Below are 25645 nucleotides of genomic sequence, written 5' to 3' on the forward strand. Positions count from 1 at the left end.
GAAGGAGGTATCGGTGCAGGCCGCGGTCGATTGGCGAACCCGTCAGGCCCGCTCCAGCGTGGCGATCAGAGCGGCGGCACGGACGTCGTCGTCGACGGTCATCGCGATCTGCACGGTGTCGCCGCGGCGCGCCCAGCGGATGGTGACGTCCTCGCCGTAGCGGATCGGCCGGCGGTACTCGACCACGGCGCGGTACGGGGCGCGGCAGACGTCGGGCACGTGCGCCATCACCTCGTGGATGGCGTGCCAGTAGGCGGTGTTGGTGACGTGCTCGAAGATGTCGATGTCGGTGCGACGCAGCGGGAACGGGATCACCTCGTCGGCCTCGTCGAGGTTTCTCAGCCAGGGCCGCCACTTGAGGCGGAGCTCGTCGGTGGTGGTGGCGAAACGCGCGATCAGGCTGTCCGAGGCGCGTTGTGGCGTAAGGGTTTTGCTGTTGATGGCGATCCAGAAGCCTTCGGTCTCGATGCGGCCGCCGTCGCTGCCCACCAGGTCGACGCGCATCGTGCACCACCGGGTGGACAGCGCGGAGCACCAGCGGCTGAACGAGATCTCGTTCGGGAACTCGATCGGCTCGATGACATCGATGACCGTGCGTTGGACGAGCCAGTGTGGGTGGTCGTCGGCCTCGCCGGCGTCGACGAGGTTCTCGGCCCCGACCTCCTGGATGTAGCGGGCAACGCCGTCGAGGCGCAGGTGCAGGTCGCCGTCGATGTCGCTCGTGGCGACCCGCCAGGCCGTGCGATAGACGTACCCGGTGTCCGGCAGCGGGCTCAGCCGGTGCTCGACGTCGTTGGTTGGCATCGGGTCAAGTATGTCGGGGACGTAATCTCGCGATGAGCGCCCCCGGCAGGGATCGAACCTGCGACCAGCCGCTTAGAAGGCGGCTGCTCTATCCGCTGAGCTACGGGGGCAACGTCACGGGAGTCTATCGCCTGGGCCCGCAGGCTCACCGATTAAAGCCGTCTCGTGCCCGCGGACCGCCGACTAGCGTGGTGGCCACACGATCACGAGCAGGAGGACGCGACGGCCCATGAGCGACGTGCCGCAACTCGATGCGGCGGGACTCCCCGAGGAACTCAGCCCGCTCGACCAGATCCTGCACCGCGGCGAGGCCAATCCGCGCACCCGCTCGGGGATCATGACCGTCGAGATTCTGGACTGCGCGCCGGCCTGGGACACGTTCCGCGCCAAGTTCGACGCCGCCTCGCGCAAGGTACTGCGGCTGCGACAGAAGGTGGTGACGCCGACGCTGCCGACGGTGGCACCGAGGTGGGTCGTGGACCCCGACTTCAACCTCGAGTTCCACCTCCGGCGGGTGCGTGCTCCACAACCCGGGACATTCCGTCAGGTGCTCGACCTCGCCGAGGTCGCCGCACAATCGCCGCTCGACATCTCCCGGCCGCTGTGGACGGCAACGCTCGTCGAGGGACTCGCCGACGACCGCGCCGCGATGGTCGTTCACCTCAGCCACGCGGTCACCGACGGTGTCGGGGGAGTCGAGATGTTCGCCAATCTCTACGACCTCGAGCGCGACCCGCCGCCACAGCCCCTGCCGCCCCTTCCCATCCCGCAGGACCTGTCGTCCAACGACCTGATGCGGCAGGGGCTCGTCCGGCTGCCGGGCACCATCGCGGGCCGGGTGCGTGGCGCGCTGTTCGGCGCCGCACACGTCGCAGGCGAGGTGATCCGCGACCCGATCTCCCGGCTCGGCAGCGCCGTCGGGTACGCCGTTTCGGGTGCGCGCGTGATCGGTCCCGTCGCCGATCCGTCGCCCGTGCTGCGGAGGCGCAGCCTGTCGTCGCGCAGCGAAGCCATCGACATCGAGTTCGGCATCCTGCACCGGGCCGCCAAGGCGGCCGGTGGTTCGATCAACGACGCGTATCTGGCCGGCCTGTGCGGCGCGCTGCGGCTCTACCACGAAGCCAAGGGCGTGCCGATCGAGACGTTGCCGATGGCGGTTCCGGTCAACCTTCGATCCGACGCGGACCCGGCGGGCGGAAACCGGTTCGCGGGTATCAATCTCGCCGCGCCGATCGGCCTGACCGATCCCGAGGTCCGTATCCGCAACATCCGCTCGCAGGTGACCACCAAGCGCGAGGAGCGCGCGATCGACATGGTCAGTGCCATCGCTCCGCTGGTCGGCCTGCTACCCGACACGGCCCTCGAGTCGGTGGCCGGCTCGATCGTCAACTCCGACGTCCAGGCCAGCAATGTTCCGGTGTACGCCGGAGACACCTACATCGCCGGCGCAAAAGTCCTGCGCCAGTACGGACTTGGCCCGCTGCCGGGGGTGGCGATGATGGTGGTGCTGATCTCGCGCTCGGGGTACTGCACGATCACCACCCGCTACGACCGGGCGGCGATCACGGATCAGGAGTTGTGGGCCCGCTGCCTGCTGTCGGGCTTCGACGAGGTACTCGCCCTCGGCGGCGACGGTCGAGCCGAACCCGCCTCGTTCACCGTCGACGCGGCCCCGTCCACTGTCTCGTCATCCAATGGGAGTGCAGCGCAATGACTTCGCCAAACGGTCAGGGCTCGCGGCGCACCATGCGACTGCCCGGCTCTGTCGCCGAGATCCAGGCCAGCCCGCAGGGGCCCGAAGTCGGTGCGTTCTTCGATCTCGACGGCACCCTGGTCGCCGGCTTCACCGGTGTTGTGATGACACAGGACCGATTCCGTCGTCGTCAGATGTCGATGGGTGAGTTCATCGGCATGGTGCAGGCCGGGCTCAACCATCAGCTGGGTCGGTCGGAGTTCGAAGACCTGATCGGCAAGGGTGCGCGCATGCTGCGTGGCAATTCGCTCGAAGACGTCGACGAACTCGCCGAGCGGCTGTTCGTCCAGAAGATCGTCGGACGGATCTATCCCGAGATGCGGGAGCTGGTGCGCGCCCACATGGCCCGCGGCCACACCGTCGTGCTCAGCTCGTCGGCGCTGACGGTGCAGGTCGAGCCCGTCGCGCGGTTCCTCGGCATCTCCAATGTGTTGAGCAACAAGTTCGAGATCGACGAGCACGGGTTGCTCACCGGTGAGGTCAAGCGCCCGATCATCTGGGGGCCGGGCAAGGCCAGGGCGGTGCAGAAGTTCGCCGCCGAGCACGGTGTCGACCTGTCGAAGAGCTACTTCTACGCCGACGGCGACGAGGACGTCGCGTTGATGTACTTGGTGGGCAATCCCCGCCCGACGAATCCGGGAGGCAAGCTCGCCGCGGTCGCCGCCAAGCGGGGTTGGCCGGTGCTGCGCTTCAGCAGTCGCAGTGGCGCAAGCCCGGTTTCGCAACTGCGCACCGCGGCGGGGATCGCGACCATGGGACCGATCGCTGCCGGGGCGCTGGGTCTGGGTCTGCTGACGCGGAGCAAGCGCAACGGTGTCAACTTCTTCACCGCCGCCTTCGGCCGGGCGTTGATGAGCACTCTCGGCATCAACATCAACGTGATCGGGAGGGAGAACCTGACGAAGAAGCGTCCCGCGGTGTTCCTCTTCAACCACCGCAACCAGGCGGACCCCCTGATCGCCGGCCATCTGGTGGACACCAACTTCACGTCGGTGGGCAAGAAGGAGTTGGAGAAGGATCCGATCGTCGGCACTCTCGGCAAGATCATGGACGCCGCGTTCATCGACCGCGAGGATCCGCAGAAGGCGGTCGAGGGACTCAAGAAGGTCGAGGAACTCGCGCGCAAGGGCCTCTCGATCCTGATCGCGCCGGAGGGCACCCGGTTGGACACGACCGAGGTGGGCCCGTTCAAGAAGGGTCCGTTCCGGATCGCGATGTCGGCCGGAATCCCGGTGGTGCCCATTGTGATTCGCAATGCGGAGGTGATCGCGGCGCGTGATTCGAGCACCTTCAATCCGGGCACGGTCGACGTGGTGGTCTATCCGCCGATTCCGGTCGACGACTGGACGCACGACGACCTCGAGGAGCGGATCGCCGGGGTGCGTCAGCTCTACCTCGACACCTTGGCGGACTGGCCGCACGACGAGTCGTCTCTAAGCGAGCTCTACGACCGCACCGTGCGGTCGAAGGGCAAGCCCGCCAAGAAGTCGGCGGCAAAGAAGACAACCAAGAAAGCGGCCAAGTCCGCGACGAAGTCCGCGACAAAGTCGCTGCGCAAGGCGCCCGCCACCAAGAAGTCGGCACCGAAGTCCGCGGGGAGGGGTCGTCGGTGAAGCCGTCCGTCGACCAGTACACGCCCTTCACGCCGACCGGTGACGCGCTGGTGCTGGCGTCGGCTTCCTCTGCCGCAGAACGGGATCTGCTCGACGACTGGCTCGAGCAGCAACGGCGCGAGCACCCCGAGGCGAAGATCGACGTGCTCCTGTTGCCGTACGACGACCCGCCGGCCGGTGTGCTGGCTTCACTCGTGTCCGAGCTCGAAGCCGGAGAAGACCGCTCGGTGGTGCCGGTGCGGGTGTTCTGGGTGCCCGGCGGCCTGCCGACCCGGTCCAAGGTGGTCGCCCTGATCTCCGGTCGTGACACCTACCGTCCACCCGAGATCCTGCAGCGCCGCATCCTGCGCCGCGACCCCTCGCGGGCCCGTGTCGTCGCCGGTGAGCCCGCGAAGGTCTCCGAGCTGCGGCAGCAGTGGGCTGACACCACCGTCGCCGAAAACCCCCGTGAATTCGCGCGTTTCGTGATTCGGCGCGCGATCCTGGCGATCGAACGGGTCGAGCTGCGCCTGCTCGGGCCGGAGTACAAGTCGCCGCGGTTGATCAAACCGGAGTTGATGGCTTCGGCGCGCTTCCGCGAAGGGCTGGAGAAGATCCCGGGCGCGGACCTGGAGACCGCGGGCGAGATGCTCGACGAGCTGTCGACGGGATGGAGTCGGTTCTCCGTCGACCTCATCCCGTCGCTCGGCCGTGCGATCTTCAGCCGCGGCTTCGATCCCAACATCGACTACGACCGCGACGAAGTCGAGTTGATGCGCCGCAACCTCGAGAACCATCCGGCCGTGCTGCTCTTCTCGCACCGCTCCTATCTCGACGGCGTGATCGTGCCGGTCGCGATGCAGGAGAACCGGTTACCGCCGGTGCACACTTTCGCGGGCATCAACCTCTCGTTCGGCTTCATGGGGCCGTTGATGCGCCATTCGGGTGTGATCTTCCTGCGCCGCAAGCTCGACGACCCGCTCTACAAGTATGTGCTGCGGCAGTTCGTCGGCTACATCGTGGAGAAGCGGTTCAACCTCAGCTGGTCGATCGAGGGCACCCGGTCTCGGACAGGAAAGATGTTGCCGCCCAAGCTCGGTCTGCTCGCCTACGTGGCCGACGCCTACCTCGACGGCCGCAGCGAGGACATCCTGCTGCAGCCCGTGTCGATCAGCTTCGACCAGCTGCACGAGACGAGTGAATATGCCGCTTACGCCCGCGGCGGCGAGAAGACGCCCGAAAGCCTCTCGTGGATGTACAACTTCATCAAGGCACAAGGTGAGCGCAACTACGGCAAGATCTACGTCCGCTTTCCGGAGGCCGTGTCCATGCGCGAGTATCTCGGTGCGCCGCACGGGCCGATGACCACCGATGAGAGCGCCAAACGCCTTGCCCTGCAGAAGATGGCGTTCGAGGTGTCGTGGCGGATCCTGCGGGCCACACCGGTCAACGCCACGGCGCTGGTGTCGGCGCTGTTGCTCACCACGCGTGGAATCGCGTTGACGCTGGGCCAGATTCATCACACGCTGCAGCCGTCGCTGGACTACCTCGAGCGCAAGCAGACACCGATGACCAACAGCGCGTTGCGGTTGCGCACTCCGGACGGTGTGCGGGCCGCTCTCGACGCGTTGTCCAACCGACACCCCGTCACCTGCGTCGAGGGCGGACGCGAACCCGTTTGGCGGATCGCCCCGGAGGACGAACACGAAGCGGCGTTCTATCGCAACACGCTCATCGACGCCTTCCTCGAACCCTCGTTGGTCGAGTTGGCGTTGGTGCACGCCGGCCGCGCGGAGTCCGACCGGCTGGAGGCGTTCTGGTCGCAGGTGATGCGGCTGCGCGACCTGCTGAAGTTCGACTTTTACTTCGCCGATTCCGCGGCGTTCCGTGAGCACGTCGCCGAGGAACTGTCCTGGCAGGACGGCTGGGAGGAGCAGGTGACGGCCGGTGAGCAGCGGGTCGAGGAACTGCTGCGGACAAAGTCGCCGCTGTTGGCGGGCGCCATGCTGCGCCCGTTCTTCGAGGCGTACGAGATCGTCGCCGACGTGTTGCTCGACGCCCCCGCCGAGATCGCCGAGAAGGACCTGACGAAGAAGGCGCTCGGGCTGGGCAACCAGTACGTCGCACAGAGCCGGGTCCGCAGCAATGAATCGGTGTCGGCGCTGCTGTTCGCGACCGCCCGTCAGGTCGCGGCCGACCAGGACCTGCTCGAACCGGCCGCGGACCTCCAAGAGCGCCGCACCGCGTTTCGCGACGAGTTGCGGGCCATCCTCCGGGATATGGACAAGGTCGAGCAGATCGCGCGTGAGCAGTTCATCGCCCGCGAGGTCGCCCACCGCGCGGCGCGTCGCCAATCGGCCTGACTCTTGTAGGCACGCGAGGAGTCCGGGAGACAACGGTCATGCGGGCGTGGTGCGAGCACGCCATACGCTGGTGGGATGACGACGACGGCATCGGGCGTGCGCACCAGCGCGGTATGGCCGGTGCTCGTCGGGGTCGCGGTGCTGGCGGGTTTGGTGGCCGCGGGTATCGGCGCCCTGTCGCTGGCCGACGCGTTGAGTGCGACCGGACTGCCGGATCCCGGCCCGATCACGACCTACGGCCTGCCGTTCGTACGGGCCGCAGGCGAGATCGCCGCAGTCATCGCCGTCGGGTCCTTCCTGTTCGCCGCGTTTCTGACTCCGCCCCAGGCCAACGGCGTCCTCGACGCCGGCGGTTACCGCGCGCTGCGCCTGGGCACCGGCGCGTCGGCGGCGTGGACGGCGTGCGCAGCGCTGATGGTTCCGCTGACGGTGTCCGACGTCTCCGGCCAGCCGCTGAGCCAGACCCTCGACCCGGTGACCGTCTGGTCGGCGGCCGACCTCGTCGAAACGGCGAGCGCATGGCGGTGGACCGCGTTCATCGCCGCCGCCGTCACCGTGGCCAGCCTTCCGGTGCTGCGCTGGTCCTGGACACCGGTCCTGCTGGCCGGGGCCCTGACGACGCTCGTCCCGCTCGGGTTGACCGGGCATTCGTCCACCGGTGGGGCCCACGACATGGCCACCAACAGCCTGTTGTTTCACCTCGGTGGCGCAGCGCTGTGGGCCGGCGGGCTGCTCGCCCTGCTGGTTCACGCGATGCGTCGCGGCAAGCACGCCGACCTCGCCGCGCGCCGGTTCTCGGCGCTCGCGTTGTGGTGCTTCGTCGTCATGGCCGTCAGCGGAGTGATCAACGCACTCGTGCGCGTCGAACCCGCTGACTTGGTCCGCACCGAGTACGGCTGGTTGATCGTCGCCAAGATCTCGGCATTGGTGCTGCTGGCGGTGGTCGGCTGGTGGCAACGCCGCTCCGCGGTGGCCGCGCTGCAAGCCGACCCTTCGGCGCGGCGCCCGTTGATCCGGCTGGCGCTGCTGGAGGCTCTGCTGTTCGGAGCGACGTTCGGAATCGCGGTCGGACTCGGCCGTACTCCTCCGCCGCCGCTGGCCGAACAGCCGAGTCCCGTCGAAGTCGCGATCGGATACGACCTCGCCGGCCCGCCCACCTTCGAGCGGATCCTGCTCGACTGGCGTTTCGACCTCATCTTCGGCACCGCCGCGATCGTCTTCGCGGTCGTCTACCTGCTCGGGGTGCGTCGCCTCCGCCGTCGGGGCGACGCCTGGCCGGTGGGCCGCACGCTGGCTTGGCTGTGCGGTTGCGCGGCTCTGCTGATCGCGACGTCGTCGGGGCTGGGCCGCTACATGCCCGCGATGTTCTCGATGCACATGATCGCGCACATGATGCTGTCGATGCTGGTGCCGATCCTGCTGGTGCTCGGCGCGCCGATGACGCTGGCACTGCGGGCGCTACCGGCCGCCGGCCGCGGCGATCCGCCCGGTCCGAGGGAGTGGCTACTGGCCGCGCTGCACTCGCGGGTGTCTCGGTTCTTCACCCAGCCGATCGTGGCGACCGTGATCTTCGTCGCGGGTTTCTACGGGCTGTACTTCGGCGGGCTGTTCGACGCCGCGGTCGACAAACACGGCGCCCATCTGCTGATGAACGTGCACTTCCTGCTCAGTGGATACCTCTTCTACTGGGTGACGATCGGCATCGATCCGGCGCCGCGCCAGATTCCGCACCTGGGCAAGGTCGCGATGGTGTTCGCGTCGCTGCCGTTGCACGCGTTCTTCGGTGTGGTGCTGATGGGCACCAAGACGGTGCTGGGCGAGCCGTTCTACCGGTCGCTGCAGTTGGACTGGCACACCGATCTGCTCGCCGATCAGCGCACCGGTGGAGGGATCGCCTGGGCGGCCGGTGAGGTGCCGCTCGTGCTGGTGATGTTCGCGCTGCTGATCCAGTGGTCGCGCAGCGACCGACGCATGGCAAAGCGGATCGACCGGGCCGCCGACCGCGACGACGATGCGGACCTGGCCGCCTACAACGCGATGCTGGCCGCGCTCGCCCGCCGCGACGCCCGCTGAGCCGGTTGGGCCTCGGGCGCGGGCGTCGGCGTCGGGCGTCGGCCGTCGGGCGGTTGGCCTCGAGACCGACGCTTTGGCTGGTTTACCGCCGCCGAATCGACCATTGCGTCGGTTTCGAGGACATCCGAGAACTGTGGAGCTGAACCAGCGGTCGCGGCGTCCAAACTGGTGTGGAGATTCCCTTCGTCGGCAGCGACGCCGTAGCCGCCGGCCACCTCACCAGAGCCCATCTGCGCAGTCATTACCGGCCGCTGTACCGCGGTGTCTACGTCCCGCGACGTCACGAAGTGTCGCTGCGCGAGAGGATCGTCGGCGTCTCCCTCGCCTCACCGTCAGCGGTGATCGCCGGGGTGGCCGCCTCCGCGATGCACGGTGCCAAATGGGTCGGTGACGACGTTCCCCTCGAACTGGTCGCGGCGGTCCGGCACCAGCGAGGGCTGATCGTCCGCAACGAGACCCTCGACGAAGACGAGATCACCGTGGTCGCGGGCGTGCGGGTGACCACCCCGGCTCGGACCGCGTTCGACCTTGGCCGGCATCAGCCGCGCGGCCGGGCTGTCGCACGCCTGGACGCGTTGATGAGAGCCCGCCCGTTCGCACCCGAGGATGTCGCGCTTCTGGCGAAACGTCATCGAGGTGTGCGTGGTCTGCGGCGGCTACGAGTGGCGCTTCCACTTGTCGACGGAGGTGCCGAGTCGCCGATGGAAACGTGGCTGCGGCTGCTCTTCATCGATGCTGGGCTGCCTCGTCCCTCGACGCAATTCGTGGTCTATGACGAGTTCGGTCGCTATGTCCGACGCATCGACATGTGTTGGGAGGACTTCAAAGTCGGCGCCGAATACGACGGAGAACAACACCTCACCAGCCGGCGACAATATGTCCTCGACGTTCAGGTCAAACGCACGTTGCAGCGCCTCGACTGGCACGTCATCCACGTCATCAAAGAGGACACCGGGGCCGACATCGTCGAGCAGGCGCGAAACGCCCTGTTGTCGCGGGGATGGCGCCCGTAGGGTGCGGCTTGCTCGCTCGAAACCGACGTATTGGTCGATCGCGGGCCTGTCAACCAACCAAAGCGTCGGCCTCGACGCGCGTGCGTCGGGAACGATCCCCAACGAGCGACTCATCCACAACTGCGGGGCTGCCCGACCGATCGCGACCGCACGCCGTCGGTGCGCTGACGCTCAATTGCGGTGTCACCGACACGCCGCGAGGCGTCGGCACGCAAACACAAGAATCAAGTTGAAGGAGATCGCTATGTTCGAGACACCGTTCACCATCGTCGGCAACATCGTCACCGACCCGATTCACCGACGAGTCGGGGATCAGGAGATGGTCAGGTTCCGGGTCGCGAGCAACTCGCGCCGCCGCACGGCCGAGGGAACATGGGAGCCCGGGAATTCGTTGTTCGTCACGGTGAACTGCTGGGGGCGGGTGGTTGCCGGGACCAGTGCAACGCTGGTCAAGGGCGACCCCGTCATCGTCGTCGGACACGTCTACACCAGCGAGTACGACGACCGTGACGGCAACCGACGCTCGTCGGTCGAAGTGCGCGCCACGTCCGTTGGGCCGGACCTGGCCCGGTGCTCGGCACGCCTCGACCGGGGACGGCAGCAGGCAGAGCAGCGGTTCACCGAGTCGGACGACCAGTCCGACGACACCGGTGATGACGACGACACGGAGCAGCCCGAGACGGCACTGCCCCTGACCGCGTAGCGCGTGGACGCCGCCGGCGCAGTACCCCGAGTAGCTCACTCGGCTGCGCCGGCGAGGCCCCGCCTACGATGGTCCGCGAGCATCACCCGAGAGACTCGCAACTTTTGAAAGGCACCACACGGCATGGCCGAATTCATCTATTCGATGCGGAAGGTCCGCAAGGCGCACGGCGACAAGGTCATCCTCGACGACGTCAGCCTGAACTTCCTTCCGGGCGCGAAGATCGGCGTCGTCGGCCCCAACGGGGCCGGCAAGTCGAGCGTCTTGCGGATCATGGCCGGGCTGGACCAGCCCAACAACGGCGATGCGTTTCTGCAGCCCGGCGCGACGGTGGGCATCTTGCAGCAGGAACCGGCCCTCAACGAGGAGAAGACGGTTCGCGAGAACGTCGAAGAAGGCGTGGCCATCAAGGAAAAGCTCAACCGGTACAACGAGGTCGCCGAGCTGATGGCCACCGACTACTCAGATGAGCTGATGGAGGAGATGGGTCGGCTGCAGGAGGAGCTCGACGCCGCCGACGCCTGGGACATCGACTCCCAGCTCGAGCAGGCGATGGACGCGTTGCGCTGCCCGCCGCCCGACGAACCGGTCACCCATCTGTCCGGAGGTGAGCGCCGACGGGTCGCGTTGTGCAAGCTGTTGCTGTCCAAGCCCGACCTTCTACTGCTCGACGAGCCCACCAACCACCTGGACGCCGAGAGCGTGCAGTGGCTCGAACAGCACCTCGCGGAGTACAAGGGCGCGATTCTCGCGGTCACCCACGACCGGTACTTCCTGGACAACGTGGCCGAGTGGATCCTCGAACTCGACCGCGGACGGGCTTACCCCTACGAAGGCAACTATTCGACGTATCTGGAGAAGAAGGCCGAGCGCGTGGCCGTGCAGGGGCGCAAGGACGCCAAACTGCAGAAGCGGCTGCAGGACGAGCTCGCGTGGGTCCGGTCGGGCGCCAAGGCGCGGCAAGCCAAGAGCAAGGCTCGGCTGCAGCGCTACGAGGAGATGGCTGCGGAGGCGGAGAAGACTCGCAAGCTTGACTTCGAGGAGATCCAGATCCCGACGCCGCCACGCCTGGGCAATGTCGTCGTCGAGGTCGAGCACCTCGACAAGGGCTTCGGCGGGCGCACCTTGATCAAGGATCTGTCGTTCACGCTGCCGCGCAACGGCATCGTCGGGGTCATCGGTCCCAACGGTGTCGGTAAGACGACGCTGTTCAAGACCATCGTCGGCCTCGAGCAGCCCGACAGCGGGACGGTGAAGGTCGGCGAGACGGTCAAGCTGAGCTACGTGGACCAGACCCGTGCGGGCATCGACCCGAAGAAGACGGTTTGGGAGGTCGTCTCCGACGGGCTGGACTACATCGAGGTCGGGCAGAACGAGATCCCGTCGCGGGCATACGTCTCGGCGTTCGGCTTCAAGGGTCCTGACCAGCAGAAGCCGGCCGGTGTGTTGTCCGGCGGTGAACGCAACCGGCTCAACCTGGCGTTGACGCTCAAGGAGGGCGGCAACCTAATCCTGCTCGACGAGCCGACCAACGACCTCGACGTCGAAACGCTCTCGTCGCTGGAGAACGCGCTCGAGAGCTTCCCCGGTTGCGCGGTCGTGATCTCCCACGACCGGTGGTTCCTCGACCGCACGTGTACGCACATCCTGGCGTGGGAGGGCGACGAGGACAACGAGGCCAAGTGGTTCTGGTTCGAGGGCAACTTCGGTGCCTACGAGGAGAACAAGGTCGAACGACTCGGAATCGAGGCCGCCCGCCCGCATCGCGTGACGCACCGCAAGCTCACGCGCGACTGATCCGACGGGGTAGCCGCAAAGCCCGGGCGTGGGCTACTAGGGTCGTCTTCTGCGGACTGCGGAGCCGCTTCGCTCATCGGGGCTGGTGGTGACATCCAATGGCGGAGGTCCGTGCCTACAGTTCAGGAGCGTCGCATGTCGGTGAATCCGGGAGACGTCGGGAGATCAGCGGGCGCCGGCGTCGGCGTCACCGGTGCCAACGACGCTCCTGGACTCGACGACAAGACCGTCACGCGGCTCGCGCGCGCCTATCTCGAAACCTACCGGGGTCCACACGCCGACGCCCCCACCGCCGACGCCACGGTCACCATGCCGGTGGCGGCCATGGCGCGTCAGGTCGTCACGCCCCGCCTCATCGCGGCGCATCACCGGCTCGGCCGATTCCGCCCCTACGGCGATACCCGCGTCGAGGTGTATTCCGCCGACGACCCGGGCGGGTTCGGCCCCGCGCTGCAGATCGTCACCGACAGCACCGCGATGGTGATGGACTCGGTGACGGTGTTGCTGCACCGGTTCGGCGTCGCCTACACCGCGATCATGAACCCGGTGCTACTGGTGCACCGGGCGCGGGCGGGCGAACTGCTCGACGTCGCGCCCGCAGCGCAAGCCGGCAGCTCCCGCGACGGAGTGTTCGAGACCTGGATTCACGTCCAGCTCGCGGCGACCGTCGATCCCAAGGCACTGGCCCAGGTGGCGCAGATGCTGCCGAGCGTTCTCGCCGATGCTCGTCACGTCGCGCTCGATGCCGACGAGCTGTCGTCGACGCTGCGGAAGTTGGCGCACGATATCGCCACCGACGCCCGCGGCAGATTCCACGGACCCGACCGCGAGGACGTCGCCGCGCTGTTGCGGTGGCTGGCCGACGGGCATTTCGTCCTGTTGGGCTACCAGCGATGTTCGATCCAGGACGGCCGGTCGTCGGTCGAACCTTCCAGCCGGTTGGGGGCGCTTCGGCTGCGGCATGATGTGCTGCCGCCGCTGACCGAAGACGACGACCTTCTCGTGCTGGCGCAGGCCACCATTCCGAGCTACCTGCGTTACGGCGCGTATCCCCACATCGTGGTCGTCCGCGAACAGCGTGGACCAACCGCCATCGAACACCGTTTCGTCGGCTTGTTCACGGTGGCGGCGATGAACGCGAATGTGCTTGAGATCCCGCTGGTTTCGCGCAGGGTCAACGAGGCGTTGTCACTGTCCCGCAACGACCCCAGCCACCCCGGACAGCTGCTGCTCGACATCATCCAGACCATCCCGCGCGCGGAATTGTTCGCCCTGTCGGCGCAGAACGTGCTCGACATGGTGAAGGCGGTCGTCGACCTCGGGTCCCGCCGGCGCACGCTGCTGTTCATGCGAGCCGATTCGCTCGCCCACTTCGTCTCCTGCCTGGTCTATCTGCCGCGCGACCGCTACACCACCGCGGTGCGGCTGGAGATGCAGGACATCCTCGTCCGCGAGCTCGGCGGCGTCAGCATCGAGTACACCGCGCGCGTGAGCGAATCACCCTGGGCAGTGGTCCATTTCGCGGTGCGTATGCCCGACGGCACCCACGTCCGCGACATCGACACATCCGCGGCGAACGAGTCACGCATCCAGGATCTGCTCACCGAAGCGGCACGCACCTGGGGCGACCGGCTGATCGGCGCGGTCAAAACGGGTGCGATCGACCAGCGCGCCGCACAGCACTATTCCGCCGCCTTTCCCGAGGCCTACAAGCAGGCGGTCACACCGCTCGACGCGATCGGTGACATCGCGCTCATCGAAGAGCTGAAGGACGATTCGATCCAACCGGTGCTCGCCGATCTCGAGGAAGGCACCGCGCGGCTCACCTTGTATCTGGGCGGGCACTCCGCGTCGCTGAGCGACCTGCTGCCGATGCTGCAGTCGATGGGCGTCGAGGTTCTCGAAGAACGACCGTTCACGGTCGAACGGCCCGACGGGCTCGCGGTGTGGATCTACCAGTTCAGAATCTCGCCGCACAAGTCCATTCCGCACGTCGAGTCCGAATCCGAACGAGCCGATATCGCCACCCGCTTCGCCGACGCACTGACCGCGATCTGGCAGGGCCGCGCCGAGACCGACCGGTTCAATGAACTGGTGATGCGCGCCGGGCTGAACTGGCAGCAGGTGTCGGTCCTGCGGAGCTATGCCAGATACTTGAAGCAGGCGGGTTTCCCGTACAGCCAGTCGCACATCCAGGCCGTCATCAACGACCACGCCAAGACCGCGCGCTCGCTGGTCGAACTGTTCGAGGCGCTGTTCTGTCCGTCCGATGACCAGCAGGGCGATGGGCCCAGACGCCGCGACGCCCAGGCGGCCGCAGCGGCCGTGACCGCCGACATCGACGCGCTGGTCAGCCTGGACACCGACCGCGTGCTGCGCGCCTTCGCGTCGATGATCCAGGCGACCCTGCGCACCAACTACTTCGTCAGGCGGCAGGAGTCGGCTCGCGGGCAGGATGTGTTGTCGTTCAAGCTCGATCCGGGCCTGATCGACGAATTGCCGCTGCCGCGACCGAAATTCGAGATCTTCGTGTATTCACCGCGGGTTGAGGGTGTGCACCTTCGATTCGGCTACGTTGCGCGCGGAGGCCTGCGGTGGTCTGACCGCCGCGAGGACTTCCGCACCGAGATCCTCGGTCTGGTCAAGGCGCAGGCCGTCAAGAATGCGGTGATCGTGCCAGTCGGCGCCAAGGGCGGATTCGTCGTCAAGCAGCCGCCGCCACCCACGGAAGACGCCGCCGCCGACCGCGAAGCTCAGCGAGACGAGGGTGTGGCCTGCTATCAGCTGTTCATCGCCGGCCTGCTCGATGTGACCGACAACGTCGACAAGGTCTCCGGAGAGGTCATCCCGCCGCCGGATGTGGTGCGCCGCGACGGAGACGACGCCTATCTCGTCGTCGCCGCAGACAAAGGAACCGCCACGTTCTCCGACATCGCCAACGAGGTCGCCAAGTCGTATGGCTTCTGGCTGGGCGACGCGTTCGCCTCGGGCGGCTCAGTGGGTTACGACCACAAAGCCATGGGGATCACCGCCAGAGGCGCGTGGGAATCGGTCAAGCGACACTTCCGCGAGATGGGTGTCGACACCCAGTCCGAGGACTTCACCGTCGTCGGAGTCGGCGACATGAGCGGCGACGTCTTCGGCAACGGCATGTTGCTGTCCAAGCACATTCGCTTGTTGGCCGCCTTCGACCACCGGCACATCTTCCTCGATCCCGATCCCGACGCCGCGCGCTCCTGGGAGGAGCGCAAGCGCCTGTTCGACCAGGCGCGGTCGAGCTGGGAGGACTACGACACCTCGTTGATCAGCGAGGGCGGCGGCGTTTACAGCAGGGAGCACAAGTCGATTCAGATCAGCCCGCAGGCCCGAGCCGCGCTGGGCATCGACGACGACGTCGAGGAGTTGACCCCGCCGAACCTGATCAAGGCGGTTCTCAAGGCGCCCGCCGACCTGTTGTTCAACGGTGGCATCGGCACATACATCAAGGCCGAGAGCGAATCCGACGCAGACGTCGGTGACCGCGCCAACGACCCGGTACGGGTGAATGGAAACGAGTTGCGGGTCAAGGTGGTCGGTGAGGGCGGAAACCTCGGTGTGACCGCACTGGGGCGTATCGAGTTCGACCTCGCGGGCGGTCGGATCAACACCGACGCGCTGGACAACTCCGCCGGAGTCGACTGCTCCGACCACGAAGTCAACATCAAGATCCTGATCGACTCGCTGGTCACCGCGGGCAAGGTCAGCCCCGACGACCGCACCGAACTTCTGCTGTCGATGACCGACGAGGTCGGCCGGCTGGTGCTCGGTGACAACGAGGACCAGAACGATCTGATGGGTACCAGTCGCGCCAACGCCGCGAGCCTGCTGCCGGTGCACTCGCGCATGATCAAGGCCTTCGTCGCCGACCGTGGTCTCAACCGCGAACTCGAGGCGCTGCCGTCGGAGAAGGAGATCGACCGCCGCACCGACGCCGGAATCGGTCTGACCTCACCGGAATTGGCGACTCTGATGGCGCACGTCAAACTCGCGCTGAAAGCCGACGTCTTGGCCAGCGAGCTGCCCGACCAGGACGCGTTCGCCTCCCGGCTGCCGCGGTACTTCCCCGAGAAGCTGCGTGAACCGTTCGCCGCGGAGATCCGGTCGCACCAACTGCGCCGGGAGATCGTCACCACCATGCTGGTCAACGACCTCGTCGACACCAGCGGGATCACCTACGCGTACCGCATCAGCGAGGACGCCGGGGTCGGTCCGGTGGACGCCGTGCGCAGCTACGCCGCGGCTAACGCGATCTTTCGGATCAACGACGTCTGGCGGCAGATCCGGGCGGCGGGGGACGACGGTGTTTCAGTTGCGGTGACCGACCGGATGACCCTCGATCTTCGGCGGCTGGTCGACCGGGCCGGTCGCTGGCTACTCAACTACCGCCCGCAGCCGCTGGCCGTAGGCGCCGAGACCAACCGGTTCGCGGCCAAGGTGGCGGCGCTGACACCGCGGATGTCCGAATGGCTGCGTGGCGACGACGAGGCGATCGTGACCAAGGAGGCCGACGATTTCGCCTCGCGTGGAGTGCCGAAGGATCTGGCGTACATCGTGGCCACGGGGCTGTACCAGTTCAGCCTTCTCGACGTCATCGACATCGGAGACATCGTCGACCGCGAACCCGACGAAGTGGCAGACACCTACTTCGCGCTGATGAACTACCTCAACACCGACACCCTGCTCACCGCGGTGTCGCGGCTGGAGCGCGACGACCGCTGGCACTCGTTGGCGCGGTTGGCGATTCGCGATGACATCTACGGATCACTGCGGGCGCTGTGCCTGGATGTGCTGGCGGTGGGCGAACCTGAGGAGACGGGTGAGGAGAAGATCGCAGAGTGGGAGACCACCAACGGTTCACGGGTGGACCGCGCTCGACGCACGCTCAGCGAGATCAATGAGAGCGGTCAGCACGACCTTGCGACGCTCTCGGTGGCGGCGCGTCAGATTCGCAGCATGACACGGACCAGTGGAACGGGGACTTCTCGATGACGGGCGCTGATCTCGCGCAGAACACCAGTGAGGCAGGGTTTGTCACGCCGGTCCATGTGCGGTGGTCCGACATCGACATGTACCAGCACATCAACCACGCCACCATGGTGACGATCCTCGAAGAGGCCCGCATCCCGTTCCTGCGTGAGCCCTTCGGCCCGGAGATCGAGACCATCGGCTTGCTCATCGCCGAGGTCAACGTCTCGTACAAGGCCCAGCTGCGGCTGATCGACTCACCGCTGCAGGTGACCATGTGGTCGAAGCGCGTGCGCTCGGTCGATTTCACCGTCGGGTACGAAGTGCGATCGGTGGGGGCGTCGCCCGACTCGAAGCCTGCGGTGATCGCGGACACCCAGTTGGCCGCCGTGCACATCAAAGAGCAGCGGCTGCACCGCCTTTCGCCGCAGCAAAAAGAGTATCTGCGGCGCTGGACACGATGACGCGATCCGAGCGGGGTATCTGGCTGACCGGCCAACCGCATCGTGAAGACCTCGCGACGTTCGCCGAGCGGGCGTTGCGTCTCGACGAAGCCGCGGTCATCCGGTTGCGTCAACGGTCCGACGGGGTGCTGGTTGCCTGGGTGGCAACGGGATTCGATGTGTTGGCCAGTCGCGTGGTCGAGGGCCGGGTCAATCCGTCCGATCTTTCCGCGGGCGCCGACACGCTGGTCGCGGGTTTGCGGGCCATGGACCACACCGGCTTCGTCGAACCCGGCTTCGCGCTCGATTCCGCTTGGCGCGGAGCGCTTCCGCCGGACTCCGGCTTCGTCCACCTCGACGATGTGCCCGCCCGCGCCGTGCTCGACCTGGCGCAGCGCGGCGGGGCGCTGGCCAAAGAGCATTCCAGCAGTCACGGTCCGCCGGTCTCGCTGCTGGATCAGGAGGTCGTCTCGGTCAGCTCCGGCGACGACAGCGTCGGCATCCCGATGAGGTGTGTATTCGCCCTGACCGCAATGGGTTTCCTGCCCGAGGCGGGGTCGGCCGTAGCGGCCGACGAGATCGTGCGGGTGCGGGTGACGCCGACGTGGCTGCGTATCGACGCGCGGTTCGGGTCGGTGTACCGGCGCCGCGGCGACCCGGCCGTCGTCCTGCGCTAGGCCCTCTCGTGCCGCGTGGGCCCACACGAAGCTGGGGATGACCGTGTTTGCACACGACACGCGGCAGGATGTCGTACAAACGCGGTCGCTCGGCAGGACAACTACACCAGCCACGCGGCGCCGTCGGGCGGCAGGGCTCCGTCGGACACTTCGGCACTCGCTAGCAGGACCGTTCCCTCCGGCAGCGGTATCGGCCGCGGGCCCGCGTTCAGCACGCACACCAGCCCGCCGCTGCGGTGAAACACCAGGCTGTCAGCGGGCGAGTCCAGCCACTCGATCGTTGATCCGTCGAATTCCGCACGCAGCGAACGTAATTCGAAAGCGCGCCGGAAGAATGCCAGCGTCGAATCCGGATCCGCCAACTGCTTTTCGACCGTTAGCGGCGCCCATTCCGGGGGGATCGGCAACCAGGTGTCGGGGTTGGCGGAGAACCCGAACGGGGGAGCGTCCCCATTCCACGGCATCGGAACGCGGCTGGCGTCGCGCCCGCGGCGGGTGCGACCGGACCGCTCCCACACCGGGTCGCGCAGCGCATCGTCGGGTAGGTCGACGTTCGGCAGGCCCAGTTCCTCACCGTTGTAGACGAACACCGGCCCCGGCAGTGCGAGCATCACCAAGGCCATCGCCTTGGCGCGAGCCAAGCCGACGTCACCGCCGCCGTAGCGGGTGGGCACGCGGTCGACGTCGTGGTTGGCCAGCGTCCACGTCGGAACGGCGTCGACCAAACCGGCGGCGGCCATCGAGTTCTCGATCGCATGACGAATGTCGGCAGCGTCGAACGTCGCACGCAGAAGGCGGAAATTGAAGCTCAGATGCAGTTCGTCGGGGCGCACATACCGCGCGAACTGTTCGTTGTCGTAGACCCAGACCTCGCCGATGGCAACGGATTCCGGGTAGTCGTCGAACACCCGCCGGATCCGGCGGTGGATCTCGTGCACGCCGTCGTTGTTGAACCGGGGATCGTCGTCCATCTCCGCCAACAGCATCTCGCGTCTCACGACGGACATGTCGGGAAGCCCGGGCGGTTTGGCCATACCGTGTGCGACGTCGATGCGGAAGCCGTCGACGCCGCGGTCGAGCCAGAACCGCAGCGTCTGTTCGAGGTCGTCGAAGACCTCGGGGTTCTCCCAGTTGAGGTCGGGCTGCTCGGCATCGAACAGGTGCAGATACCACTGCCCGGGGCTGCCGTCGGCTTCGGTCACCCGAGTCCAAGCCGGCCCGCCGAAGATCGACACCCAGTTGTTCGGAGGTTCCGAGCCGCCGGGCCCGGTGCCGTCCCGGAAGATGTAACGCTCGCGCTCCCGGCTGCCGGGGCTCGCGGCCAACGCGGCCTGAAACCACGGATGCGCGGAGCTGGTGTGGTTCGGCACCAGGTCCATCGTCACCTTCAAGCCCAGGTCATGCGCGGCGGCGGTGAGTCGCTCCAACGCCGCCATGCCGCCGAACAGCGGGTCGACGTCGCGCGGATCGGCCACGTCGTAGCCGTTGTCGGCCATCGGCGAGACCATGACCGGGTTGAGCCAGATCGCGTCGACGCCGAGCGCCTCGAGATAGCCCAGGCCGGCGGTCACACCGTCTAGGTCGCCTACGCCGTCGCCGTCGCTGTCCCGGAAGGAGCGCGGATAGACCTGGTAGAACAGCGCGTCAGACCACCACGGGCTCGCCATCAGAACGGCGCGTTCACCATCGAATGGGCCGCCATCTCCAGGTAGGCCAGCAGCTCTTTGCGGTGCTCGTCGTCGAGGGTCTGCGAGTCGATCTCCGCGACCGCGGTGTGCATGCACCGCAGCCACGCATCGCGTTCGATGTAGCCGATCCGAAACGGGGCGTGGCGCATCCTCAACCGTGGATGCCCACGCTGGTCGGAGTATGTGCGGGGCCCGCCCCAGTACTGTTCGAGGAACATCCGCAGCCGCACCTCGGCGGGTCCGAGGTCCTCCTCGGGGTACAGCGGACGCAGGATTTCGTCCTCGCGGACCAACTCGTAGAACCGCGCCACGATCGCGCGGAACGTCTCGTGGCCACCGACTTCGTCGTAGAACGACCTCTGTGGCTGTGTCACGCCACCATTGTTCCCTGTTGCTGGATTGACCAGGTCAGGCGGGCGCACCACCCGATGTTCACCTGACTGACCTGCGAACACGTCGAGAATTGTCGTGCGATTCACAGGAATCCGTGGTGAACTGTCGGACGGAGGACGTATGGCGCATCGCAAGAAAGGCTCGTCCAGGAGGGCCGGCCAACGGAGTCACGGTGCCGCGACCGCCCTGGCCGGGTCGGTGGTACCGGGCGCGCAGACACGCGTCCTCCACAGCGTCGACATCCATCCGCCGAGTACCAACGAGGGCTCGATCTGGGGTCGTCGCCGCGTCCTACTGCTGAACTCCACCTACGAACCGTTGACCGCTCTGCCCATGCGGCGGGCGGTCATCATGTTGATGTGCGGTAAGGCCGACGTCGTCCATGACGATCCCGGTGGACCGGTGATCCACTCCGCGACTCGCTCGATCGTGGTGCCGTCGGTGATCCGGTTGCGCTCCTACGTGCGGGTGCCCTACCGGGCGCGCATCCCGATGACGCGCGCGGCGCTGATGCACCGGGACCGGTTTCGCTGTGCCTACTGCGGGACCAAGGCCGACACGGTCGACCACGTGGTGCCGCGCAGCCGCGGGGGAGCGCACTCCTGGGAGAACTGCGTGGCCGCGTGTTCGACGTGCAATCACCGCAAGGCGGACCGACTGCTCGGCGAACTGGGGTGGTCGCTGCGCACGGTGCCCGTGCCGCCGAAGGGCCAACATTGGCGGCTGCTGTCGAGCGTCAAGGAACTCGACCCGTCGTGGGTGCGATATCTAGGCGAAGGCGCGGCGTAAACGCGGCTGGTATACGGTTTGCGACGTGAGCACCACACTGACATACGCGCTATTGACTCTGGTGCCGCTCGGGCTGACGGCCGTGCTTGCCGTGATGATCTGGAGCAAGAAGGGCCCGCACCCGGCGAGCTACAAGATGTCCGACCCCTGGAAGCACGCCCCCATCCTGTGGGCGGCCGACGAGCCGGCAGACCACGGTCACGCCACCGGACGCAGTCTGGCGGCCGATTCTGCGGCCCACGGTGGAAACGTGGGTGAACACGACACTCACGCGGTGACGATTGGAGGCGGCGCCAGTGGCAAGTGGTGACGTTGCTGTAACCGGCCATCGGGCCGCGGTCGAGCGCACGGATCTTCCGCTGGGCTGGGTGGTGACGTCGAGCGGCCGGATCTCCGGTGTCACGCAGCCGGGTGAGCTGTCGCTGGACTATCCCTTCCCGACCAAGGATCTGGTGTTCCTCGACGACGCGCTCAAGTACGGTTCGCGCGCTGCCAAGGCCCGGTTCGCCGTGTACATCGGCGATCTCGGCGTCGACACGGCAGCCACCGCGCGGGAGATCCTCGCTCAGGTACCCACTCCGAACAACGCCGTGCTGCTGGCGGTCTCGCCTGACCAGCGCGCGATCGAGGTGGTCTACGGCGCCGACGTCAAGGGACGTGGGATCGAGGAGGCCGCACCGCTGGGTGTCTCCGCAGCGGCCGCTTCCTTCAAAGAGGGCAACCTGATGGACGGACTGATCAGCGCGGTGCGGGTGATGAGCGCCGGCGTCACCCCCCCGGCCTGAAGCAGCCGCCGCCTCGCTGCGCGAGAGTGCGTGTCTGTTCCCCGCCACGCCGCTGCAGGGCAGCGTCACGCGCACGCTCGGGTGCGCGTCACCGTGCGTCGAGTGCGAGCGCAGCACGGATTTCGACGTAGCGCTCGAGGAACCGCCGCTCATCCAGACGCTTGCGCCGCAGCCACGCGGTGACCTCGTCGTTGCACTTGCTGGTGTTGCACGCTGCGCAGGCCGGTACGACGTTGTCGATGGTGTACCGGCCGCCGCGGGAGATCGCCATGACGCAGTCGCGCTGTAGCGCCCGATCCGTCGCGCCGCAGTAGGCGCAGCCTTTCCACGCGTCTTTCAGCTTTTGCCACTGCTGCGGCGTGAGGTCGTTGTCGACAGCGCCGAGTCGACGCTTGCGCCTGCGGGCCGCCCTGGCCCGACGAGTTCTGCTGACCGCCACGCGCTCAGCATGCACCGCGAGCGACCGCGGTTGTACGGCCCGAGGCGGCGTGTCGTGTGCTGGGCCCACCGCTTGCGAGGGGAACTCGGTTCTCGCGGTGCAGGGAAGGGGGGTGCGGGACGGTCAGGTGACGTCGAAGGCGCGGGCGCGCAGGGACCGCTCGACACCGGCGCGACCCTCGACGACCAGGCGACGCAGCGGAGGGGGCACATCGGGGTCGGCGAGGAAGTCGTCGGCGGCGGCCAAGCCGGCCTCGCTGATGTCCCACGACGGGTACAACCCTACGACGACGGTCTGCGCGACCTCGCTGGACCGCCGTTGCCACACTCCCGAGATCGCGCCGAAGTACTTGGCGCCGAACGGTTGCAGCAGCTCCTGCTGACCCGGCTGCACGAAGCCGCCGATGATCGCGCGTGCGGTGATGTTGGCCAGCGTGTCGTCCTCGATGACCCGCTCCCACGCCGCTTCCTTGACCGCAAGTTCCGGGCGGGCAGCGGACGCGGCCGCCGCGTGCCGCCTGCCCGCCGCGGTCGGATCGCGTTGTGCTTCGGCGTCGATGAACGGTGTCTTCATGCCTTCGGCGTCGACGGCGCCCGCTGCGGCCAGCGCCGTCACGATGCGCCAGCGCAAGTCGGTATCGACGACCAGACCTGGCAGTCCCTTGACCGCGGGGTCGTCGTCCAGCAGCGCCGAGAGCACCTCGACATGCCGCGGACTCAGCACCGATCCGCACACCGCGTTGACGTACGCCAGTTGGTGATCGGATCCGCCCTCGGCGTCGCGGGCCAGGTCGAGCAGCCGGTCGGCGAACTCGGGCCAGCCCGACGACCGCGCCCACTCCGGGTCGGCGTAGGAGTTCAGCGCCGTCTGGGCTTGCAGCAGAAGCCGTTGCAGCACACCGACTTCGGTTTCGGCGTGCACGCCCCCGCAGACCAGCGACACGAAGTCGCGCGCCTTGAGCTCAGCCTCGCGCGTCATCTCCCACGCCGCAGACCACGCCAGGGTGCGCGGCAGCGGCTCGGCGATGTCGGCGATGCGCGTCAGCACCGTCTGCAGCGAGTCGTGGTCCAACCGCAGCGAGCAGTACGTCAGATCATCGTCGTTGACGAGGATCAACCTGCCGCGTGAAACTCCCTGGAGTGCAGGCACTTCCGTGCGTGGACCCTCGACGTCGAGTTCCTCGCGATGCACACGTACCAACTTGCCGGACCCGTCGTCGTCGTAGATCCCGACCGCCAGGCGGTGCACACGGGTCTCACCTGCGCCCGGCGCGGCCCCGCTCTGGTCGATGGCGAAGCGGGTGAACCGACCGTCGGCGTCGAGATCGAAGTCGGGCCGCAGCGTGTTGAGGCCCGTCGTCTTGAGCCACTGCCGGCCCCATCCCGACAGGTCGCGACCCGACGCCTTCTCCAGGGCCCCCAGCAGATCACCGAATGTGGCGTTGCCGAAGGCGTGGTCGCGGAAGTAGTCGCGCAGCCCGGAGAGGAACTCCTCCTCGCCGACATAGGCGACCAGTTGTTTGAGGACGCTGGCGCCCTTGGCGTAGGTTATTCCGTCGAAGTTCACCTCGACGGCCGCCAGATCCGGGATGTCGGCGGCCACGGGATGGGTGGAGGGCAGTTGGTCCTGCCGGTAGGCCCATGACTTCTCCACGTTCGCGAACGTCGTCCACGCCTCGGTGTACTCGGTGGCCTCCGCCTGGCACAGCACCGACGCGAACGTAGCGAAGGATTCGTTGAGCCACAGGTCATCCCACCACTGCATGGTCACCAGGTCGCCGAACCACATGTGCGCCATCTCGTGCAAGACGGTTTCGGCGCGCCGTTCGTAGGACGCTCGTGTCACCTTGCTACGGAAGACGTAGTCCTCGAGGAACGTGACCGCGCCCGCGTTCTCCATCGCGCCGGCGTTGAACTCCGGCACGAACAACTGGTCGTATTTGCCGAACGCGTAGGGGATGCCGAAGTTGTTGTGGTAGAAGCCGAATCCCTGTTTGGTCTCGGTGAACAGCCGGTCGGCGTCCATGAAATCGGCCAGCGATCTGCGGCAGAACAGGCCCAGCGGGATGTCGCCGTGGTCGTCGCTGTACATGTCGTCCCAGCGCGCGTACGGACCCGCGATGAGCGCCACCAGATACGTGCTCATGCGCGGTGTCGCGGCGAAGGTGTGCCGCTTGGCTGCACCGGCGTCCTCGACGTCGAGGGTGGCGCCGTTGGACACGACCTCCCAATGCGAGGGTGCTGTCACCGTGATGTCGAAGGCCGCCTTCAAGTCCGGTTGGTCGAAGCACGCAAACATCCGCTTGGCGTCGGCGGTTTCGAACTGCGAGTACAGATACACCTCGTCGTCGACCGGATCGACGAAGCGGTGTAGCCCCTCTCCGGTATTGGAATATCGGCAGTCGGCGTCGACGACGACGACGTTGTGGGCGGCCAGTCCCGTCAGCGGGATGCCGGTCGATTCGTCATAACCCGACACGTCGATGTCGCGGCCGTTGAGGGTGGCTCTGTGGATCGCGTCGGCCGCGATGTCGATGTAGGTGTCGGCGCCGGGAAGGGCGTCGAACTCGACGGTCGTCGTGGACCGGAAGGAGCGCTCGCTGGGCTTGCCGGTGCCATCGGTCAGATCGAGTTCGATGCGATAGCTGTCGACGGTGACCAGGGCGGCGCGTTCGACGGCTTGGTCGCGGGTCAGGTTGGGAAGTGCCACACGACCAACCTATAGCCCGCACCGCGCGGCGGCGCGTCGCACGTCCGGCGTCAGAAACCCGGAATCGCCCGCGCCGCGGGCAGCCAGTCCAGCACGGTGCCGTTACCCACCGAGGCCAACATCTGCGGGCAGTACATCGAGATCGCGATACCGGTGAAGAACGCCGCGATGTCGGGCGGGACCCCGTTGTCGGCCACCCGGCTGTATACCTTCGCGGCGTTCTTGCCGGGTTCGACCAGCATCGGGCATACGGACTCCCCGAGGGCGACCATGTCCACGGGGTTGTCGACGGCCATGCCGGCGCCGCGAAGTGCGGCCAGGAAGGCGTCGTCGGTCGTGTCGGCCTGGGCCGGTGCGGCGAACGTCGTTGCGACCGCCGCCAGACCGACCCCAAACGCCACAGCGCGTACTCGACGATCAACGGGTCTATTCACTTCGGTAACGATTCTTCACTTTGGTCACATCAGGAGCACGGTTGGGTCACCGTTTGCGCTCTTAGGCGTTTCTCATAGCGCAGTCCGCAAAGTGGGCGGCTATGGGCGCACGACACGGGAACACTCCATACGCGACCGCAGTTGTCAGAAGTGGCCACAGAATTGGCCTCAGAATTGGCCACTGCC

Annotated in this window: 19 protein-coding genes and 1 tRNA gene; 13 read left to right on the forward strand and 7 right to left on the reverse strand. The window is 67.0% G+C overall.

Translation table 11 applies throughout. The features are described 5' to 3' along the window. Nucleotides 1-42: 42 nt before the first annotated feature. Both AU193_RS11325 and AU193_RS11330 read right to left on the reverse strand, forming a co-directional pair. Nucleotides 43-804, reverse strand: coding sequence for an acyl-[acyl-carrier-protein] thioesterase (locus AU193_RS11325; protein ID WP_064422482.1), 762 nt, complete (start codon nt 802-804; stop codon nt 43-45). A 37-nt stretch (nt 805-841) separates the two neighbouring features. Further along, nucleotides 842-914, reverse strand: a tRNA-Arg gene (locus AU193_RS11330). A 119-nt stretch (nt 915-1033) separates the two neighbouring features. Between AU193_RS11330 and AU193_RS11335 the strand changes: the two genes are divergently transcribed. From AU193_RS11335 to AU193_RS11380, 10 genes are all read left to right on the forward strand, one after another. Further along, nucleotides 1034-2518 (forward strand): wax ester/triacylglycerol synthase family O-acyltransferase, encoded by a 1485-nt coding sequence (locus tag AU193_RS11335; RefSeq protein WP_064422483.1) that lies wholly within the window; start codon nt 1034-1036, stop codon nt 2516-2518. After that, nucleotides 2515-4170 carry an HAD-IB family hydrolase/lysophospholipid acyltransferase family protein gene (locus AU193_RS11340; protein ID WP_064422484.1) on the forward strand — a complete coding sequence of 552 codons (1656 nt, stop codon included), beginning with the start codon at nt 2515-2517 and terminating at the stop codon, nt 4168-4170. Before AU193_RS11335 ends, AU193_RS11340 begins: the two co-directional genes overlap by 4 nt. Then, nucleotides 4167-6512 carry a glycerol-3-phosphate 1-O-acyltransferase gene (locus tag AU193_RS11345; protein WP_064422485.1) on the forward strand — a complete coding sequence of 782 codons (2346 nt, stop codon included), beginning with the start codon at nt 4167-4169 and terminating at the stop codon, nt 6510-6512. The genes AU193_RS11340 and AU193_RS11345 overlap by 4 nt, the downstream gene beginning before the upstream one ends. A 75-nt stretch (nt 6513-6587) precedes the next feature. Continuing rightward, a complete protein-coding gene (locus tag AU193_RS11350) occupies nt 6588-8585 on the forward strand; it encodes a cytochrome c oxidase assembly protein (protein ID WP_064422486.1) in 1998 nt (665 codons plus the stop codon). A gap of 170 nt (nt 8586-8755) precedes the next feature. Then, nucleotides 8756-9598 carry a hypothetical protein gene (locus AU193_RS11355; RefSeq protein ID WP_064422487.1) on the forward strand — a complete coding sequence of 281 codons (843 nt, stop codon included), beginning with the start codon at nt 8756-8758 and terminating at the stop codon, nt 9596-9598. A gap of 244 nt (nt 9599-9842) precedes the next feature. Continuing rightward, complete coding sequence (gene ssb, locus AU193_RS11360) at nt 9843-10301, forward strand: single-stranded DNA-binding protein (RefSeq protein WP_064422488.1); 459 nt, start codon at nt 9843-9845, stop codon at nt 10299-10301. A gap of 123 nt (nt 10302-10424) precedes the next feature. Beyond that, nucleotides 10425-12098, forward strand: coding sequence for an energy-dependent translational throttle protein EttA (ettA, locus tag AU193_RS11365; RefSeq protein WP_064422489.1), 1674 nt, complete (start codon nt 10425-10427; stop codon nt 12096-12098). Nucleotides 12099-12233: 135 nt separating this feature from the next. After that, nucleotides 12234-17126 carry an NAD-glutamate dehydrogenase gene (locus AU193_RS11370; protein ID WP_064422490.1) on the forward strand — a complete coding sequence of 1631 codons (4893 nt, stop codon included), beginning with the start codon at nt 12234-12236 and terminating at the stop codon, nt 17124-17126. Then, a complete protein-coding gene (locus AU193_RS11375; protein WP_064422491.1) occupies nt 17123-17566 on the forward strand; it encodes a thioesterase family protein in 444 nt (147 codons plus the stop codon). Before AU193_RS11370 ends, AU193_RS11375 begins: the two co-directional genes overlap by 4 nt. Next, complete coding sequence (locus tag AU193_RS11380) at nt 17563-18222, forward strand: hypothetical protein (RefSeq protein WP_371259185.1); 660 nt, start codon at nt 17563-17565, stop codon at nt 18220-18222. The genes AU193_RS11375 and AU193_RS11380 overlap by 4 nt, the downstream gene beginning before the upstream one ends. 101 nt (nt 18223-18323) lie before the next feature. Here the strand turns inward: AU193_RS11380 and AU193_RS11385 are convergent, their stop codons facing one another. Further along, nucleotides 18324-19889: a glycoside hydrolase family 13 protein gene (locus tag AU193_RS11385; protein WP_064422492.1), complete on the reverse strand. Its 1566-nt coding sequence runs from the start codon at nt 19887-19889 to the stop codon at nt 18324-18326. Beyond that, the gene (locus AU193_RS11390) at nt 19889-20284 is read right to left on the reverse strand and encodes a globin (RefSeq protein WP_064422536.1); all 396 of its coding nucleotides are present in this window, start codon (nt 20282-20284) and stop codon (nt 19889-19891) included. The genes AU193_RS11385 and AU193_RS11390 overlap by 1 nt, the downstream gene beginning before the upstream one ends. A gap of 139 nt (nt 20285-20423) precedes the next feature. Between AU193_RS11390 and AU193_RS11395 the strand changes: the two genes are divergently transcribed. From AU193_RS11395 to AU193_RS11405, 3 genes are read left to right on the forward strand one after another with little or no spacing between them, the layout of a single operon-like run. After that, on the forward strand, nt 20424-21092 hold the full coding sequence (locus AU193_RS11395) for an HNH endonuclease (RefSeq protein WP_064422493.1): 669 nt from the start codon (nt 20424-20426) through the stop codon (nt 21090-21092). 25 nt (nt 21093-21117) lie between these two features. Beyond that, nucleotides 21118-21402, forward strand: coding sequence for a hypothetical protein (locus tag AU193_RS11400; protein WP_172798276.1), 285 nt, complete (start codon nt 21118-21120; stop codon nt 21400-21402). After that, the gene (locus AU193_RS11405; protein ID WP_064422494.1) at nt 21389-21877 is read left to right on the forward strand and encodes a DUF5130 domain-containing protein; all 489 of its coding nucleotides are present in this window, start codon (nt 21389-21391) and stop codon (nt 21875-21877) included. Before AU193_RS11400 ends, AU193_RS11405 begins: the two co-directional genes overlap by 14 nt. Nucleotides 21878-21965: 88 nt before the next feature. Here AU193_RS11405 and AU193_RS11410 read toward each other — a convergent pair whose 3' ends face one another. The 3 genes from AU193_RS11410 to AU193_RS11420 form a co-directional block, all read right to left on the reverse strand. Next, the gene (locus tag AU193_RS11410; RefSeq protein WP_082682933.1) at nt 21966-22316 is read right to left on the reverse strand and encodes an HNH endonuclease; all 351 of its coding nucleotides are present in this window, start codon (nt 22314-22316) and stop codon (nt 21966-21968) included. A 123-nt stretch (nt 22317-22439) separates the two neighbouring features. Then, entirely contained in the window at nt 22440-25025 is a 2586-nt protein-coding gene (gene pepN / locus AU193_RS11415; RefSeq protein ID WP_064422496.1) for an aminopeptidase N, read from the reverse strand. A gap of 50 nt (nt 25026-25075) precedes the next feature. Further along, complete coding sequence (locus AU193_RS11420; protein ID WP_064422497.1) at nt 25076-25426, reverse strand: DUF732 domain-containing protein; 351 nt, start codon at nt 25424-25426, stop codon at nt 25076-25078. Nucleotides 25427-25645: the final 219 nt, after the last annotated feature.

It is taken from the genome of Mycobacterium sp. GA-1285, assembly GCF_001499905.1.
In the GTDB taxonomy this organism is placed as follows: domain Bacteria; phylum Actinomycetota; class Actinomycetes; order Mycobacteriales; family Mycobacteriaceae; genus Mycobacterium.